We start from the raw sequence: 16,677 nt of genomic DNA, 5'->3' as shown, positions 1-16,677 counted from the left end.
CGGCCATGCCCGGGAACTTCGCTCTCCTGCGCCGCGGCCTGGCCGCGCTCCTGCTGCCGTTCGTGTTCGCCCTATCGCTCGCCGGCTGCGCCGCACCCGCCGCCGCGCCACCGGGCACGCAGCCCATCGTGTGGCGCATGGGCACCTCGTGGCCCACCAGCCTGCCGCTGCTGCACGAAGCCGCGCTCGACTTCGCCGACACCGTGAACGCCGCCTCGGGCGGGCGCCTGCGCATCGAGACCATCGACCCCGCGCGCCATGGCAAGCCCGCGGGCCTGCTGCAGGCGCTGCGCGGCGGCGAGTTCGACCTCGTGCACACGACCGCGCAGTACTACGCCGCCGAGGTGCCCGCGATCGACTTCTTCACCGCCGTGCCCTTCGGCCTCTTGCCGGTCGAGCAGGAGGGCTGGCTCAACGAGGGCGGTGGCCAGGCGCTGTTCGAGGCGGTGCTGGCGCCGCTGGACGTGCTGCCGCTGATGGCGGGCCACACCGGCATCCAGATGGGCGGCTGGTTCGCGAAGCCGTTGCGCACGCCCGAGGACCTGCGCGGCGTGCGCGTGCGCATCGCGGGCTTTCCGGGCCGCGTGCTGGCGCGCGTGGGCGCGGTGCCGGTGAACCTGCCGCTGGGGCAGATCGTGCCGGCCTTCGCCGAGGGCCGCATCGACGCGGCCGACGTGGTCGGCCCCGCGATCGACGCGACGCTGCCGCTCGCGCGCTATGCGCCGCACTATGTCGCGCCCTGGCACGAGCCCGACGTGGCGATGCACCTGTTCATCGGCCGCGCGAAGTTCCTCGCGCTGCCGGCCGACCTGCAGCAGATCGTGCGGCAGTCGGCGCAGGCCGCGGCGCTGCGCTCGATCGCGCGCGCCAACGACCGCAACGCGGTGGCGATGCGCGAACTCGAGGCGCGCGGCACGCGCATCGAGGCGCTGCCGCCGGCCGTCGTCGAGGCCCTGCGCGAGGCCACGCGCGTGGAGCTCGATGCCAGCGCGCGCGCCGATGCCGATGCGCGCCGCGTGATCCAGAGCCTGCTGGCGTACAAGGCGCGCGTCGCGCCCTATAGCCTGCAGGCCGACCAGGCCGTGTTCAGGGTGCGTTGAGGGCCACGCCCTTGCGCATGCGCAACGCCGGTGGCGTCAGACCACCGTGCCGCGGACCTCGCCGAGCCCGATACGCACCGCGCCCGCGCGCTCGCACCAGCCGCGGATCACCAGCGTGTCGCCGTTCTCGAGGAAGACGCGCTTCTCGCCGTTGGGCAAGGTCACGGCCTGCTTGCCGCCGAGCGTGAGCTCGATCAGCGAACCGGCCTGGTCGGGCTTCGGGCCCGAGAGCGTGCCCGAGCCCAGCAGGTCGCCGGGTTGCAGGTTGCAGCCGTTCACCGTGTGGTGCGTCACCAGCTGCGCCGCGGTCCAGTAGGCGGCCTCGGTGGTGTTGCCGAGCGTGAGGCGCACCGGCGCTTCGCCGGCTTCGCGCATCTTCGCGGTCTGCAGCAGCACCTCGAGCGTGATGTCGAGCGCACCGGCTTCGCGGTTCGAGGGGGCATCGAGATAGGGCAGCGGTTGCGGATCGCCCTCGGGCCGCTCGAACTTCGCGCGGAAGGGCGCGAGCGCTTCCATGGTCACGATCCACGGCGACAGCGTGCTCGCGAAGTTCTTCGAGAGGAAGGGGCCGAGCGGCTGGTACTCCCAGGCCTGCAGGTCGCGTGCCGACCAGTCGTTGAGCAGGGTCACGCCGAACAGGTGCTCCTCGGCCTCGCCGATGGCGATCGGCTCGCCGAGCGCATTGCCGCGGCCGATGAGGAAGCCGAGCTCGAGTTCGTAGTCGAGGCGCTTGGACGGGCCGAAGCTGGGCTCGGCGGCATCGGGTGCCTTGGTCTGGCCCTGCGGGCGCTTGAAGACCTGGCCGCTCACGCCGATCGACGAGGCGCGGCCGTGGTAGCCGATCGGCACCCACTTGTAGTTGGGCATCAGCGGCTGGTCGGGACGGAACAGCTTGCCGATCGTGGTCGCGTGGTGGATGCCGGTGTAGAAGTCGGTGTAGTCGCCGATGCGGCAGGGCACGGTCATCTCGGCCTGGGCCTGCGCGATGAGCGCCTTCGACCAGGCGGCCTGCTTGTCGCTGCCTTCGGCGAGGCCGGCGGAGAGCGCGGCGCGCAGCGCCTGGCGCTCCTGGGTACCGACGGCCATCAGCGCGTTCATGTCGTCGCTGTCGACGAGGCCCGCGGCGCGCAGGTCGAGCACCTGGTCGCCGATGGCGACGCCGATGCGGAAGGCCTCGGTGCTGCCGGCGGCGCGGAAGCGGCCGAAGGGCAGGTTCTGGATCGGGAAGTCGCTGCCGGCTTCATTGGCCGAGGCGACCCAGCTGCGCAGCTTCGGGTCGTGGGTGGCGTTCAGTGCGGTGGTCATGGATGTCCTTCGGTTCTGTATTCGGTTCTATCGTCCCGGACCGTTCGGGCTGAGCTTGTCGAAGCCGCGCGCGGCGCTTCGACAGGCTCAGCGTGAACGGACCAGGGTGTTCATCGGGCGCTCACTCGGCCGTCATCCCGGCCTTCTTCGCCACCTCGCCGAGCCGCTGGTACTCGGTCTGCGTGAGCGTGGCCAGTTCCTGCGCGCTCGAGCCGCGCGGCGAGAAGCCGGCCTGCGCCAGCTTGGCCTTCACGTCGGGCTGCGCGAGCGCCTCCACGAAGGCCTCGTTGAGCGCCTTCACGATCGGCGCCGGCAGGTTGGCGGGGCCGTAGACGCCGAACCAGGGCTCGAGCGCATAGCCCTTGAGGCCGGCCTCGGCGATGGTCGGCACCTCGGGCAGCGAGGGCGAGCGCGTGGGACCGGCGACGGCCAGCGCGCGCAGCTTGCCGGCCTGGATGTGCGGCAGCGAGGCCGGCAGGTTGTCGAACATCAGGCCGATGTTGTTGCCCAGCATGTCGGTGATGGCCGGGCCGCTGCCCTTGTAGGCCACGTGGGTCAGCTCGGTGCCGGTCATCTGCGCGAACATCACGCCGGCCAGGTTCATCGAGGTGCCCGCGCCCGCGGTGGCGTAGGGCATGCCGGGGGTCTTCTTCGCGGCCGCGATCAGGTCGGCCACCGACTTGATCGGCGAGGCCGCCGGCACTTCGAGCACGATGGTCGAGGTGCCCAGCAGGCTGATGGCGGTGAAGTCCTTGCGCGGATCGAAGGCCATCGACTTGTAGATGTGCGGGTTCAGCGCATTGGTCGAGATGGCGCCGAAGCCGATGGTGTAGCCGTCGGGCGCGGCCTTGGCCACGGCGTCCATGCCGATGTTGCCGCCCGCGCCGCCGCGGTTGTCGATCAGCACCGGCTGGCCCAGCTTCTCCGACACCTTCTGGCCCACGGTGCGCGCCACCAGGTCGGTGGTGCCGCCCGGGGTGTAGGGCACGATGAAACGGATCGGCTTGGCGGGGAAGTCCGCGGCCTGCGAGAACAGGGGCGCGGCGAGCAGCGCGAGGACCGCGGCGCGGCGCGTCAGTGCGAAGACGGGGTTCATGGCTTGAACTGATCCTTGAGGCCGGCCCAGCAGTCGGCGTAGTCGGTGTCGAGCGCCTTGCTCTGCAGCGCGAAATTGGTCGGGATGAAGCGGTAGCGGCTCTCGAACATGAAGGCCAGCGTGTTGTCGAGCTTGTGCGGCTTGAGGTCGGCGTGGGTGGCCTTGTCGAAGGCTTCCTCGTCGGGGCCGTGCGGCACCATGCTGTTGTGCAGGCTCGCGCCGCCGGGCTTGAAGCCGCCCGGCTTGGCGTCGTACTCGCCGAGCACCAGGCCCATGAACTCGCTCATCAGGTTGCGGTGGAACCACGGCGGACGGAAGGTGTTCTCCATCACCATCCAGCGCGGCGGGAAGATCACGAAGTCGCAGTTGGCCGTGCCGGGCGTGTCGCTGGGCGAAGTCAGCACGGTGAAGATCGAGGGATCGGGATGGTCGAAGCTGATCGAGCCGATCACCATGAAGTGCGCGGTGTCGTACTTCACGGGCGCGAGGTTGCCGTGCCAGGCGACCACGTTGAAGGGCGTCTGCTTCATCGGCGCGTGCCAGAAGCGGCCGCCGAACTTCTTGACGATCTCGTAGCCGCCTTCTTCCGCCTCGAAGGCCGCCACCGGCGCCTGGAAGTCGCGCGCGTTGGCCAGGCCGTTCGAGCCGATCGGGCCGAGTTCGGGCAGGCGGAAGTGCGCGCCGTAGTTCTCGCAGACGTAGCCGCGCGAAAGTCCGTCGGGCAGCGCCACCTTGAAGGCCATGCCGCGCGGCAGCAGCGCGATCTCGCCGGGCTTCACCTCGAGCACGCCGAGCTCGGTGGTGATGACCAGCCGGCCCTGCTGCGGCACCACCAGCATCTCGCCGTCGGCGTTGACGAAGGCGCGCTTGTCCATCGAGCGGCCCGCCAGGTACATCAGCGAGCCGATGCCGACCTGCGACTCGGCATCGCCGTTGGCCGCGATGGTGTGCATGCCGTCGACGAAGTCGTGCTCCCCCGCGCCGTCCAGCGGCTGCGGATGCCAGCGCATCGGCTCGGGCGGCAGCGCGATCTCGCGGTCGGCGCCGGTGCTCCAGTGCGCCTGCGCATAGGGCTGGTAGCGGCCCGACACCACCGAGGGCTGGCGGCGGTAGAGCCAGGTGCGGCGGTTCTCGTGGCGCGGCGCGGTGAAGGCGGTGCCCGAGAGCAGCTCGGTGTAGAGGTCGAAGGGCCCGCGCTGCGGGTTGTTGCGGCCCTGCGGCAGCGCGCCGGGCACGGCCTCGGACGCGTATTCGTTGCCGAAGCCGCTCTGGTAGCGGCGCTCGGTGGCGGGAGTTGCGGCGGTCATGGTGTCCTCACTGGATGGTGTTCATTTCGCGGCCGCCAGCGCTTCGCGCAGCACGGGCAGCGAGCCGATGTGGTTGGCCAGCAGCAGCACGAGGCGCGCGTTGTACGCATGGCTCTCCTCGGTGCTCAGGCCCTGGTGCGCCTCGATCAGCGCTTCGTAGAAATCGTCGGGCGCCTCGAGGTGCGCGTCGGTGATCAGCGTGGGGGTGGATGCGGTCATGGGCAATGTCTCGCTGCGTGTCGTCTCAGGCCTTGCCGAGCGCGCGGTCGAAGGCCGCGCGGATCTGCGCGGACGATGGCGCGCGCCAGCGCGCGCTCACATGCTGGTCGGGGCGCAGCAGGTAGACCGTGCCGGGGTGCGCATCGTAGCGCCGCACGGCCAGTTCGCTCGCCGCGCCCGCGGGCACGCGCACGGTGCGCAGCGGCAGCGCCGCGGCCTCGATGGCGCGCAGGCTCCGCGTCACGGCCGCGTCGTCGGCATCGCCGAACACCAGCGCCGTGAAGCCGTGCGCGCGGCCGAGCTCGCGCAGCAGCCAGCCGCTGCCGCCGTCGGCGAGCGCCACCGGCGCGTCGGCCGCGGCCGCGCCCGGCACCATCGCGCCCGCGAAGCCGTCGCCGTGTGCGTCGGGCGTGTTGAGCGGCGAGCCGCGCAGCACCGAGGGCACCGACAGCCGGCCGCTGTTGACCAGCGTGCGCGCGAAGGCGTGCCGCCGCGTCAGCGCCAGCACCGCGTCGCGGAACAGCCGGCTGACCTCGCTCTTGGGCGTGATGAAGTCGGTCGCGCGCGTGGAGTTGCGGATGTTCTCGTCGGCCGCGTACTCGCGTTCGCCCGCGTAGCTGTCGAGCAGCGCGTCGGGCGCCTCGCCGCGCACCACGGCGGCCAGCTTCCAGGCCAGGTTGTCGGCGTCCTGCACGCCCGAGTTGGCGCCGCGCGCCCCGAACGGCGACACGCCGTGCGCCGAGTCGCCCGCGAACAGCACGCGGCCGTGGCGGAAGCTGTCCATGCGCTGGCAGGCGAAGGTGTAGACGCTGGCCCAGCCGATCTCGAACTGCACGCCCGCGTGGCCGATGCTGTCGAGCAGCGCGCGCACGCGCGGCACGATGCGCTCGGGCTTGCGTTCCTCCACCGGATCGGCCTCCCAGCCGAGCTGGAAGTCGATGCGCCACATGCCGTCGGCCTGCTTGTGCAGCAGCACGCTCTGGCCCGGATGGAAGGGCGGGTCGAACCAGAAGCGGCGCTCGGTCGGCAGCTGCGCGTCCATCGTGATGTCGGCGATCAGGAAGCGGTCGCGGAACACGCGGCCCTTCGATTCCTGGCCCAGCAGCTGGCGCAGGTTCGAGCGCGAGCCGTCGCAGGCGCTCACGTAGTCGGCGGCCAGGCGGTACTCGCCCTCGGGCGTTTCCACGGTCAGCGTCGCGCCCTCGGCGTCCTGCGCGATGCCGGTGACCTTGTTGTTCCAGCGGATGTCGATCAGCGGCAGCTGGGCCGCGCGCTCGGCCAGGTAGCCCTCGACGTAGTACTGCTGCAGGTTGATGAAGGCCGGGCGCTCGTGGCCGGGCTCGGGCAGCAGGTCGAAGCGGTAGACCTGCTCGTCGTGGAAATAGACCTTGCCGATGTTCCACGACACGCCCTTGTCGACCATGCGGTCGCCGCAGCCCAGCCGGTCGAAGACCTCGAGCGTGCGCTTGGCGAAGCAGATCGCGCGCGATCCGGTCGACAGGGTGTTGTCGTTGTCGAGCAGCACCACCGGCACCTGGCGCAGCGCGAGGTCGATGGCCAGCGCCAGGCCCACGGGGCCGGCGCCGACCACCACCACCGGGTGGCGAGCGGGCGGGGCCGCGTCCTGGTCGGGGTGGCGGCGGTAGTCGAAGCGCAGGCTCTGGTAGTCGACCTGCGCGGCTTCGGTGGCGAGTGCGTTCACGTCCGTTGTCTCCGTCTCTGTGCCGTCTTCGTCTCTCTTGTCTTGCGCCTTCCCCCTCCGGGGGACGGCGGGGATGGGGGCCGGTCGCGCATCGTGCGGTTGCCGCGTGCCCCCACCCCGGCCCTCCCCCAGAGGGGGAGGGAGGCATTCATCTCAGCCTTCGAGCGCCTTCCACATCTCCACGTCGCGCTCGGCGGTCCACACGCGCGGGTCGACATGGCCCGAGGCCTCGTCGTAGGCGCGGCTCACGTCGAAGGGCATGCAGTGGTCGAAGATCACCCACTGGCTGTACTTGGGCTTGAGCTTCTCGTAGGTGTCCTTGTAGACCGCGTTGAGGTCGCGCCCGGCCTTCACGCCTTCCTGCACGCTGGCGTAGACGTCGGCGATGAAGTCGCGCGTGCCCGTGAGGCCCTCGGCCACGGCCTCGGGCGTGGTCAGCGCGGCGCCGCGGCCCGGCACCAGCGCGGCGGGCTTGAGGGCGGCGACGTTGTCGAGCGTCTGCGGCCAGTCCTTGAAATAGGCGTCGCCCGCGTACGGCGTGGCGCCGAACTCGACCAGGTCGCCCGAGAGCAGCGCGCGTTCCTGCGGCAGCCAGACCACGGTGTCGCCCTTGGTGTGGCCGCGGCCGAGCTGCAGCAGCTGCACCTCGAGCTTGCCGAGCCACAGGGTCATCTTGCCGGTGAAGGTCATGGTGGGCCAGGTCAGGCCCGGCGGCACCGTCTCGACGTTCTGGAACAGGCGCGGGAAGCGGCCGATCTCGCTGGCCTTGTCCTGCTCGCCGCGCTCGACGATCAGGTCGCGCGTGTCCTGGCTCGCCAGGATGTGCTCGGCGCCGTAGCCGGCCGCGCCCAGCACGCGCACCGCGTGGTAGTGGGTGAGCACCACGTACTTGATCGGCTTGTCGGTCACTTCGCGGATGCGGCGCACCACGTCGGCCGCCATCGCGGGCGTGGCCTGGGTGTCGGCCACCAGCACGCAGTCGTCGCCGATCACGATGCCGGTGTTCGGGTCGCCCTCGGCGGTGTAGGCCCACGCGTGTTCCGAGATCTGGCTGAAGGTGACCTTCTTCTCTTCCATGTCGGCCTGGCTGGCGAATTTCTTGGCTTGGCTCATCGTGTGTCTCCGTGGAGTGTTGGGGGGATGAAATTCGTTTAGGGCGAACGAATTTGCAGTTAACGAATTTCCGCGAGTGTAAGCCTCGAATCGCTTCATGTCTAATCCCCACTCCATGAACGAAGCACAACCCGACGCCGACCGCGCCCAGCGCGGCATCCAGAGCATCGAGGTCGGCGGCCAGCTGCTGCGCGCGCTGGTGCACCACGGCCGGCCGATGGCGCTCAAGGACCTGGCCCGCGAGGCCGACATGACGCCCGCCAAGGCCCATCCCTACATGGTGAGCTTCGGCCGGCTGGGGCTGATCGAGCAGGACCGCGCGAGCGGCCACTATCTGCTCGGCCCGCTGGCACTGCAACTGGGCCTGATCAGCCTGCAGCAGGCCGACCCGGTGCACATCGCCACGCCGGCCATCGCCCAGCTCGCGCAGCAGACCGGCCACACCATCGCGCTGGCGGTCTGGGGCGCGCGCGGCGCGACCATCGTGCGCACGGCCGAGTCGCCCTCGCCGGTGCACGTCAACATGCGCCACGGCACGGTGTTCTCGCTGACCAACACGGCCTCGGGCCGGGTGTTCGCGGCCTACCTCGACGCCGGGCGCGTGCGCGACCTGCTCGAGGCCGAGCGCCAGCGCCAGAAGCAGCGCAAGGCCGAGCCCGCGCCGCCGGCCGGCATGCCGCCGGTGCAGCCGCTGCCGTCGTGGGCCGATTTCGAGCGCCAGCTGCAGGAGGTGCGCGCGCACGGCATCAGCCGTTCCGACGGCGAGGTGATCGAGGGCGTGAGCGCCATGGCCGCGCCGGTGTTCGACCACACGGGCGCGATCGTGCTCGCGATCACGGCCATCGGCCCGGCCGGCATCTTCGACACCGCCTGGGACGGCGCCATCGGCACCGCGCTCAAGGGCTGCGCGGACGCGGTGTCGCAGCGGCTGGGGGCGAGCCGCCGATGAAGGCGTCGCAGACCGTGGCCGCGGGCCTCCAGGCCCTTTCGCTGTCGGTGTCGCTCGCTTTCGCCGGTGCTGCCGCCGCGGCCGACGAGGGCCCCTGGCCCACCGCCGGCTGGACCGTCGCCACGCCCGCCTCGCAGGGCATGGACCCGGCCGAGCTCGCGCGGCTGGTCGAGCTCGGCGCCACCCACCAGCTCGACAGCCTGCTGGTGGTGCGCCACGGCCGCATCGTGGTGGAGGCCTACTACGCGCCGTTTCGCCCCGGCCTGCGCCACGCGGTCAACTCGGTCACCAAGGCCGTGATGGGCACGCTCGCCGGCATCGCGATCGAGGAAGGCAAGCTGCGCCTCGACGACCGGGTGTTCGACGACGCCACCGATCCCCGGCGCGCCGCGGTCACGGTCGCGCACCTGCTCGACATGACCTCGGGCATCGACTGGACCGAGCCGCTCAACGACCGCGGCAAGCCGGTCTCGCTGATCGAGATGGAGCGTTCGCGCGACTGGGCCGCCTACGTGCGCGGCCGCCCGATGGCACAGGCGCCCGGCGCCGGCTTCAACTACAACAGCGGCAACTCGCAGCTGCTGTCGGCCCTGCTCGCGCGGCGCACCGGCGGCGATCTGCGGGCCTATGCCACCGAGCGCCTGTTCAAGCCGCTGGGCATCGCCGACCTGCGCTGGCGCCAGGACCCGCAGGGCGTGCCCGTGGGCGGCTTCGGCCTGGCGCTGCAGCCGCGCGACATGGCGAAGATCGGCCAGCTCTACCTGCGCGGCGGCCGCTGGGAAGACCGCCAGCTCGTGCCGGCCGCCTGGGTCGCGAAGAACCTCGCGGCCACGGTCGAGATGAAGGACCTCGGCACGCCGGGCTTCTTCTACGCCAACGGCTGGTGGACCCTGCCCGCGCGCCGCATCTACATGGCCATGGGCCACAACGGCCAGGGCATCGTGGTGCTGCCCGAGGCGGACGCGGTGGCGGTGTTCACGAGCACGCGCGCGGCGCCGGTGCCGCTCTTGATCGAACGCATCCTGCGCTCCGTCAAGGCCGGCGGCGCCGTTGCCGACGATGCCGCGGCCCAGGCCGCGCTCGAGGCCTCGGTGGCCAGGGCCACGGCCGAGAAGCCCTCCGAGGTCGGCCCGGTGCCCGAGGCGGCGCGGCAACGCCTCGCGGGCCGCACCTGGCGCTTCGCCAGCAACCCCATCGGGCTGCGCAGCCTGCGGCTCGAGCTCGATCCCGCGAACCCGCACTACGAGGTCGTGACCGCCGCGCGCGGACCCGGCGGCGCCGACGAGCGCTTCACCGCGCCGATCGGCCTCGACGGCCTGTTCCGCACCAGCCCCGCGGGCGGCCCGATGCCGGTGGTCGCCACCCGGGGCCGCTGGAGCGACGCGCGCAGCTTCGACGTGGAGGCGCGCATCCTCGGCGAACCGCTGCGCACCCGCTACCTGCTGCGGCTGCGCGACGATGGCACCGAGGGCATCGACCTCGTCTTTTCCAACTCCTATGGCTTCCAGGCCGAACTGCGCGCGGAGGCGCCATGACAGTGAAACCCCCCTTCGCCAGGCTGTGGCTCGGGATCTTCGGCGTCGGCTATGCGGTGCTGTTCGGCCTCGTGATGCAGACGCTCTTCACGCCCGTGCCCTATGGCGACCTCTCGCGCCTCGGGCGCATCTCCGAACACGACTTCGGCTGGCGCATCGATCCGCCGCGCGTCGATGCGGCGCTGCTGCGCGGCACGCCGATCGAGCAGGCCGACATCCTGGTCATCGGCGACAGCTTCTCGCTCACGCGCCGCTGGCAGTCGCGGCTGGTCCAGGAAGGCTGGGGCGTGGCCTCCACGTCCTGGCTGGAGGTCGGCGAATCGCTGTGCGACGACTTCGATCGCTGGCTCACGGACGGCGGCTTCCACGGCAAGCTGGTGATCATCGAGAGCGTGGAGCGGCTCGTCGATGCGCGTCTCGAGCGCTCGCAGGGCTGCGTGGAGATGAGGAAGCCGATGGTCACCGAGCGCGAGGTGCCGTTGCCGCCGCTCGACAAGGTGCCGGGCTTCGCGCTCAACTGGGACGGGCAGTTCTACGCGGGCTTTCTCACGGCGCGCTGCACCCGCGCCGCGATCGCCGGCGAGGAGCGCAGCGGCTGCGACCCGCAGGTGCGCGCGGCGGCCGTGCCCGACGGCTGCGCGCTGTTCAGCAACCGGCGGTGCGGGATGGCGCTGTTCCTGTCCGTCGACGCGACCGGCCGCGAACTCACGGCGGAGCACGCGGCGCAGCTGCAGGCCTTCGCCAAGGCCCGGGACGGGGTGACCATCCTGTGGATGGTGGTGCCCGACAAGACCACCACCTACCTCGATCCCACGCATTCGCAGGCCTTCGTGAAGGCCTTCAACGAAGCCGGGCTCGGCCCCGATCTGTTCGCCTTCGCCCAGCGTCAGAAGACCGCGATCCGCGACTTCTACATGCCCAACGACACCCACTTCTCGATGCATGGGCAACTGGCGCTGGGCGACCGCATGGTGGAGGCGGTGAAGGAGAAGCTGGCCGTGCCGCGCGGCGGTGGCTGACAAGGTATGAATAAACCTACTACGCGCCCCGATCTCGCACCTGCGGTCCTCACCGTACAAGGTACGGCTCCGGTCCTCGGCGCGACCTCGGGGCGCTCGCTACGGTTTCTTCACACCTTGTGAGGCCGCTCGAGCCGCTCAGCCCTTGCGGCCGCCGAACAGCACCAGCACCCCGCCCACCACGATCGCCGCGACGCCGGCCCAGGCCGGGAAGTTCACGGTCTGCTTCTCCTTCACCGACAGCTCGATCGGCCCGAGCTTGGCCTGGTGCGTCTCGCGCGTGAAGCTGAAGCCGCCGAGGCCCAGCCCGGCGATGCCGGCGACGATCAGGATGATGCCGACGATGCGGGTGGCGTTCATGTGCGTTTCCTCCGTCCGTGGGCCGATGCGGGGTGCCGCGGCTGGCGGCAGCTTACTACCGCGGCTGCTGTTGCTGCTGCTGGTCCACCCACTGCACGAGCTCGGCGATCGCCGCGTCGCTGGCCGCGGCCAGTGCCTTCACGCCGCCGGGCGCATCGGCGCTCGGCGCGGGCCGGCGCACGGTGATCAGCTTCTGGCCCAGCACGCGGTCGCCGCCGGTGCCGCCGCGCACGAGCGTGGCGCGCAGCCGCACCAGGCCCACGCTGGCCGCGGGCGATTCGAAGTAGTGGCTGAACTCGTCGAGCGACAGGCGCAGCGTGTCGGGCACGCGGCCCTCGCTGCGTGCGATGGTCGCGCTCTCCTCGGGGCCGAGCACGGTGCGGCGCTCGGCCAGCGTGTCGCGCAGCCGCTGGCGCAGCAGTTGCGCGGGCGACAGGCTCCAGCGCGACTGGCCATAAGGCTTGAGTTCGTTGGCGTCGGCATAGCCGAGCCGGTAGAGGATCTGCGTGCCGTCGAGCCGCGGACTGGCCTCGATCTCGGGCAGCGCGATCATGGCCTGCGGCGTCGGCGCGCTGCTCGCCTGCTGCGCGGCCATCGGTCCGGGACCGAAGTCGTAGAGCGTGGCGCGCTGGGGCTTGTCGGGCAGCGCGCCGCAGCCGGCCAGCAGCAGCGCGAGGCCGAGCGCGAGGGCGGAAAGAGGATGCGTGGCGTTCTTCATGGTCGTTGTCCTGCCATCGTGGATGCCGCGGCCTCAGGGCCTGGCGCCGTTGCCGCTCGCGGCCGGCGGCGAGAAGCCCGGCTCGCCCGGTCCGGCCGCCGCGCCGCCGTTGCCGAACAGCAGCGATTGCGGGTTGTCGTTGATGCTGTCGGCCGCGCGGCCGAGCCGGCGCACCGCGTGCGAGGTGTCGTCGGCCACGCGGTTCACGCGCGGCAGCGTGGCGGCGTTGAAGGAGTCGACCGCCTGCGCCAGCGCCTTGGTGCCGTCGCCCAGCCGCTGCACCGGACCGTCGGGCGCGTTGAGCCGGGTCACGGTGCCGTTGAAGTTGTTGGCCACGCGCGAGACGTCGCCCGCGGCCTTCTTCACCGAGTCGAGCGTGTCGGGCAGCCGCTGCAGCACGGGCGCGACGCCGGTCTTCACGGTGCCGTCGAGGCGCAGCATCAGCTGGTTGGCGCTGGAGGTCGCGGCCGCGATGTTCTCGAGCGCGTCGGCCACGCGCTTCTGGTTGTCGTCGTTGAGCAGGCGGTTGGCGCGCTTGGTCACCTCCTCGACCTGGTTGATGATCGCCTCGCCGCGGTCCTGCAGCTGGGCCAGCATCGAGGGCTTGAGCGGGATGCGCGGCGGATCGCCGTTGTCGGGCTTGAGCGCCACGTTCGATTCGCCCTTGTCGTCCAGCGCGATGAAGGCCAGGCCGGTCACGCCCTGGTAGCTCAGGGTGGCGAAGCTCGAGGTGGTCAGCGGCACGCGTTCGTCGACCGTGATGCGCACGCGCACGTTGCCCTTCACCTTGGGGTCGAAGTCGATCAGCGTGACCTTGCCGACCGCGATGCCGCGGTAGCGCACCATCGCCTGCGGCTGCAGGCCGCTGACCGCGTCGCGCGTGGAGAGCTCGTAGATGTTGCGCACGGTGTTGTCGCGCGTGAACCAGATCACCAGCCCCACGAGCACGGCGAGCAGGCCGAGCACGAAGGCTCCGGCGGCGAGGGCATGGGCCTTGTTTTCCATGGACTACCTTTCGGCGCCGCCGGCCTCGGGCCGCGGCGCATGTCGTTCGGGGGCGGGTCGGTCGTGCAGCGCCTCCAGGGCGCGCTGGCCGCGCCCTCCGAGAAAGTACTCGTGGATGAAGGGATGCGGGTAGGCGATCACCTCGCGCGCGGTGCCGCTGGCGATGACCTTCTGGTCGGCCAGCACCGCGATGCGGGTGCTCAGGTCGAACAGCGTGTCGAGGTCGTGCGTGACCATCACCACCGTGAGGCCGAGCTCGCGGTGCAGCCCGCGCAGCAGGTCGCAGAAGCTGTCGGAGGCCTCGGGATCGAGGCCGGCGGTGGGTTCGTCGAGCAGCAGCAGCGGCGGGTCCATGATCAGCGCGCGCGCCAGCGCCACGCGCTTGATCATGCCGCCCGACAGGTCGGCCGGGCTGCGGTTCGCATGGCGCGGCTCCAGGCCCACCATCTGCAGCTTGACCAGCGCCGCGTTGCGGATCAGCTCGTCGGGCAGCAGCTTGAGCTCGCGCAGCGGAAAGGCGATGTTCTCGAGCACGCTGAAGGCCGAGAACAGCGCGCCGTGCTGGAACAGCATGCCGACGTTGGCCGCGCCCGCGGCGCTGAGCTCGCCGGGCGCCTGGCCCAGCACCTCGACCGTGCCCTTCGAGGGCTTCTCGAGCCCGAGGATCTGGCGCAGCAGCACCGTCTTGCCGGTGCCCGAGCCGCCGACCAGCGACAGCACCTCGCCGCGCTCGATGCGCAGGTCGAGGTCGCGGTGCACCACCTGCTCGCCGTCGGTGTTCTTGAACACCGTCCACAGGCGACGGATGTCGACCACGGTCTCGGACGCGGCGGAAGAGGGCGTGGCCTGCGTGTTCATCCGCGGAACCCGATGCCCTTGAACAGCACGGCGAACAGCGCATCGACCAGGATCACCGCGGTGATCGAGGTCACGACCGACGAGGTGGTGCCGCGCCCCAGGCTCTCGGTGTTGGGCTTGACCTTCATGCCGAAGTAGCAGCCGATCAGCGCGATCAGGATGCCGAACACCGCCGACTTGGCGGTGGCCAGCCAGAGGTTGGCGATCGGCACCGCGCGCGGCAGCGCCGAGAGGAAATAGGCCGGCGAGATGTCGAGCGCCGCGTCGGCCGCGAGCATGCCGCCCAAGAGCGCCGCCATCGAGGTCCACAGGCTGATCAGCGGCATCGCGATGGCGAGCGCCAGCACGCGCGGCATCACCAGCCGGAAGCCGTGCGGGATGCCCATCACGCGCATCGCGTCGAGCTCCTCGGTCACGCGCATCACGCCGATTTGCGCCGTGATCGCCGAGCCCGAGCGGCCCGCGATCAGCACCGCCGCGAGCACCGGCCCGAGCTCGCGCACCAGCGACAGGCCGAGGATGTTGACCACGAAGGTCTCGGCGCCGTACTGGCGCAGCTGCTGCGAGATCAGGTAGGCCAGCACCACGCCGATCAGCAGGCCGACCAGCGCCGTGATGTGCAGCGCCGTCGCGCCGAACTGGTAGAGGTGGCCCGAGAAGTCGCGCCAGGGCCCGCGGTGCGGCGCCGCCAGCAGCCGGCCGACGTCGATCGTGAGCTGGCCGATCAGGCCGACGAAGTCGCGCGTGACGCCCATCGCGCGCGGGCCGTTGTGCGAGAAGTCGCGCAGCCGTTCGACCAGTGTCTTGGGCGGTTCCTCGGGCGTGCCGACGGTGTACTGCGCCACCTGGTCGAGCACCGCCTTGTGCTGCGGCGCCAGCTCGAGCGTGGCCGGCCAGTCGTGGTGCCAGCGCTCCCACAGCAGCTGCGCGCCGATGTGGTCGAGCTGCGCGATCGGGCGCAGGTCCCAGGCCGCGTCGTCCTGCCTGGGCAGCGCGTCCAGGCTCTTCGCGAGCGCCTGCCAGTCGGAGGGCGAGGACATCGCCAGCGTGGTCCAGCGGCCGCTCGCCACGATCCAGCGCTTGCCGTCCTGCTCGCGCGACTCGATGCGGGGGCTCGCGCCGACGTCGGCTGCAGCGGGGCTGTCGGCAGGCGGCGTGGTGGAGGGCATGGTCCGGGGGAGCGGGTGGGAAGAGGAGGAGGAAGGAGGCGCGGGACGAACCAAAGGTTTCAAAATGCAGCGCGCATCGTAACCGTAGGCCCCGGGGCGCCATGTGCGACCGAACCCTGGATTACGTAGGGAAGCACGCCGTTTTTCCTGAGGCCTTTCTTAACTTTTCGTGAGACCGATCGGGGCGCGCAGCGGGTCATCCATGCCTTCTCAGCTCCAGGCGCGGGTCAGCGCATCCCAGGCACTCGCGATCACCGGCTCGTTGCGCCGCGCCGCCAGCGACACGAAGCGCAGCGCGCAGTCGAGCTGCACCCGGTCGGCCAGCACCAGCCCGTGGGCCTGGCTCTCGCGGATCGCGATCGAGTCGCGCAGCAGGCTCAGGCCCACGCCCGACTTCAACAGGTCGAGCATCGAGGCCTCCTGGTCGACCAGCGCCACGCGGCGCGGCGCCAGCCCCAGCGGTCCGAACACGCGTTCGAGCAGCCGGTGGTGCGCCGACTCGGGCGGCGTCCCGAGCCAGGGCAGCGCGGCCAGCGCCTTCCAGTCGCGCCCCGTCACCTGCGGCCCCCAGCCGGCCGGCGCCACCACGCGGTAGGTGAAGCGCGTGAGGGTGCGCGCGGCCAGCGCCGGATCGCCGCCGGCCGCGTCCGCATCGCCGTCCGCATCGAGGTGGAAGCCCACGTCGAGCTCGCCGCGCAGCACCTGCGCCAGCACCGTGCCGCTCATGCCGTGGCGCAGCTCGGTCTCGATCTGCGGCGCCGACTCGACCAGCTCGCGCAGGAACATGCCCAGGCGCGTGAATTCGGGATCGAGGATGGTGCCGATGCGCAGCGCGCCACGCACCGTCGACTGCAGGTTGCGCGCCGCCTGCTGCAGGTCGCCCACCGCGGCCAGCACGCGCTCGGCCTGCGGCAGCAGCGCCGCGCCGTCGGCCGTGAGCGCCAGCCCGTGCGGCGTGCGCGTGAACAGCTGCAGGCCGGTGTCTTCCGCCAGGCGCTTGAGCTGCAGGCTCACGGCCGGCTGCGTGAGGTGGAGCCGGGCGGCGGCGCGCGAGACGCTGCCTTCGCGCGCGGCCAGCACGAAGGCGCGCAGAATTTGCAGGTCCATCGCGGCGGCGGCAGTCATATAAATCGGATTTATACGCCATCTGATTCGATTTCATTGGCATTCCTGGCGTGGATTGGGCCAAATCAGGCGCAGCGGCTCACGGCCGATCCATGAG

At 71.2% G+C, this 16,677-nt stretch carries 16 protein-coding genes; 4 read left to right on the top strand and 12 right to left on the bottom strand.

Annotation, left to right across the window (positions count from 1 at the left end):
- Nucleotides 1–5: 5 nt before the first annotated feature.
- Entirely contained in the window at nt 6–1,100 is a 1,095-nt protein-coding gene (locus tag INQ48_29660; protein ID QRF57410.1) for a hypothetical protein, read from the top strand.
- 36 nt (nt 1,101–1,136) lie between these two features.
- On the opposite strand, the gene fahA is transcribed toward INQ48_29660, so the two are convergent.
- The 6 genes from fahA to INQ48_29630 all read right to left on the bottom strand — a co-directional run bounded on the left by fahA (nt 1,137) and on the right by INQ48_29630 (nt 7,842).
- The gene (gene fahA, locus INQ48_29655) at nt 1,137–2,405 is read right to left on the bottom strand and encodes a fumarylacetoacetase (GenBank protein ID QRF57409.1); all 1,269 of its coding nucleotides are present in this window, start codon (nt 2,403–2,405) and stop codon (nt 1,137–1,139) included.
- A 121-nt stretch (nt 2,406–2,526) separates the two neighbouring features.
- The gene (locus INQ48_29650) at nt 2,527–3,501 is read right to left on the bottom strand and encodes a tripartite tricarboxylate transporter substrate binding protein (GenBank protein QRF57408.1); all 975 of its coding nucleotides are present in this window, start codon (nt 3,499–3,501) and stop codon (nt 2,527–2,529) included.
- The gene (locus INQ48_29645; GenBank protein QRF57407.1) at nt 3,498–4,808 is read right to left on the bottom strand and encodes a homogentisate 1,2-dioxygenase; all 1,311 of its coding nucleotides are present in this window, start codon (nt 4,806–4,808) and stop codon (nt 3,498–3,500) included. Before INQ48_29645 ends, INQ48_29650 begins: the two co-directional genes overlap by 4 nt.
- 21 nt (nt 4,809–4,829) lie before the next feature.
- Nucleotides 4,830–5,027 carry a DUF2783 domain-containing protein gene (locus INQ48_29640; protein ID QRF57406.1) on the bottom strand — a complete coding sequence of 66 codons (198 nt, stop codon included), beginning with the start codon at nt 5,025–5,027 and terminating at the stop codon, nt 4,830–4,832.
- A gap of 25 nt (nt 5,028–5,052) precedes the next feature.
- The gene (locus tag INQ48_29635) at nt 5,053–6,729 is read right to left on the bottom strand and encodes an FAD-dependent oxidoreductase (GenBank protein ID QRF57405.1); all 1,677 of its coding nucleotides are present in this window, start codon (nt 6,727–6,729) and stop codon (nt 5,053–5,055) included.
- 153 nt (nt 6,730–6,882) lie between these two features.
- Entirely contained in the window at nt 6,883–7,842 is a 960-nt protein-coding gene (locus tag INQ48_29630; GenBank protein QRF57404.1) for an MBL fold metallo-hydrolase, read from the bottom strand.
- 115 nt (nt 7,843–7,957) lie between these two features.
- On the opposite strand from INQ48_29630, the gene INQ48_29625 reads away from it, so the two are divergent.
- The 3 genes from INQ48_29625 to INQ48_29615 are packed head-to-tail and all read left to right on the top strand — an operon-like array spanning nt 7,958 to nt 11,345.
- Complete coding sequence (locus INQ48_29625) at nt 7,958–8,791, top strand: IclR family transcriptional regulator (protein ID QRF57403.1); 834 nt, start codon at nt 7,958–7,960, stop codon at nt 8,789–8,791.
- Nucleotides 8,788–10,326: a serine hydrolase gene (locus tag INQ48_29620; protein QRF57402.1), complete on the top strand. Its 1,539-nt coding sequence runs from the start codon at nt 8,788–8,790 to the stop codon at nt 10,324–10,326. Before INQ48_29625 ends, INQ48_29620 begins: the two co-directional genes overlap by 4 nt.
- Nucleotides 10,323–11,345 (top strand): hypothetical protein, encoded by a 1,023-nt coding sequence (locus tag INQ48_29615; GenBank protein QRF57401.1) that lies wholly within the window; start codon nt 10,323–10,325, stop codon nt 11,343–11,345. The genes INQ48_29620 and INQ48_29615 overlap by 4 nt, the downstream gene beginning before the upstream one ends.
- A gap of 138 nt (nt 11,346–11,483) precedes the next feature.
- Here the strand turns inward: INQ48_29615 and INQ48_29610 are convergent, their stop codons facing one another.
- The 6 genes from INQ48_29610 to INQ48_29585 form a co-directional block, all read right to left on the bottom strand.
- Entirely contained in the window at nt 11,484–11,705 is a 222-nt protein-coding gene (locus INQ48_29610; GenBank protein ID QRF57400.1) for a hypothetical protein, read from the bottom strand.
- Between the two features lie 55 nt (nt 11,706–11,760).
- Nucleotides 11,761–12,423, bottom strand: coding sequence for a membrane integrity-associated transporter subunit PqiC (locus INQ48_29605; GenBank protein ID QRF57399.1), 663 nt, complete (start codon nt 12,421–12,423; stop codon nt 11,761–11,763).
- Between the two features lie 33 nt (nt 12,424–12,456).
- Complete coding sequence (locus tag INQ48_29600; protein QRF57398.1) at nt 12,457–13,428, bottom strand: MCE family protein; 972 nt, start codon at nt 13,426–13,428, stop codon at nt 12,457–12,459.
- A 3-nt stretch (nt 13,429–13,431) separates the two neighbouring features.
- Entirely contained in the window at nt 13,432–14,286 is an 855-nt protein-coding gene (locus tag INQ48_29595) for an ATP-binding cassette domain-containing protein (GenBank protein QRF57397.1), read from the bottom strand.
- Entirely contained in the window at nt 14,283–15,455 is a 1,173-nt protein-coding gene (locus tag INQ48_29590; GenBank protein QRF57396.1) for an ABC transporter permease, read from the bottom strand. The genes INQ48_29595 and INQ48_29590 overlap by 4 nt, the downstream gene beginning before the upstream one ends.
- A 210-nt stretch (nt 15,456–15,665) precedes the next feature.
- Nucleotides 15,666–16,562, bottom strand: a complete 897-nt coding sequence (locus INQ48_29585; GenBank protein ID QRF57395.1) for a LysR family transcriptional regulator — start codon at nt 16,560–16,562, stop codon at nt 15,666–15,668.
- Nucleotides 16,563–16,677 lie beyond the last annotated feature (115 nt).

It is taken from the genome of Variovorax paradoxus (assembly GCA_016806145.1).
Classification (GTDB): Bacteria; Pseudomonadota; Gammaproteobacteria; order Burkholderiales; family Burkholderiaceae_C; genus Variovorax.
Note: the sequence above shows the minus strand (reverse complement) of the source record. Positions and strands in the feature narration are given on the sequence as shown.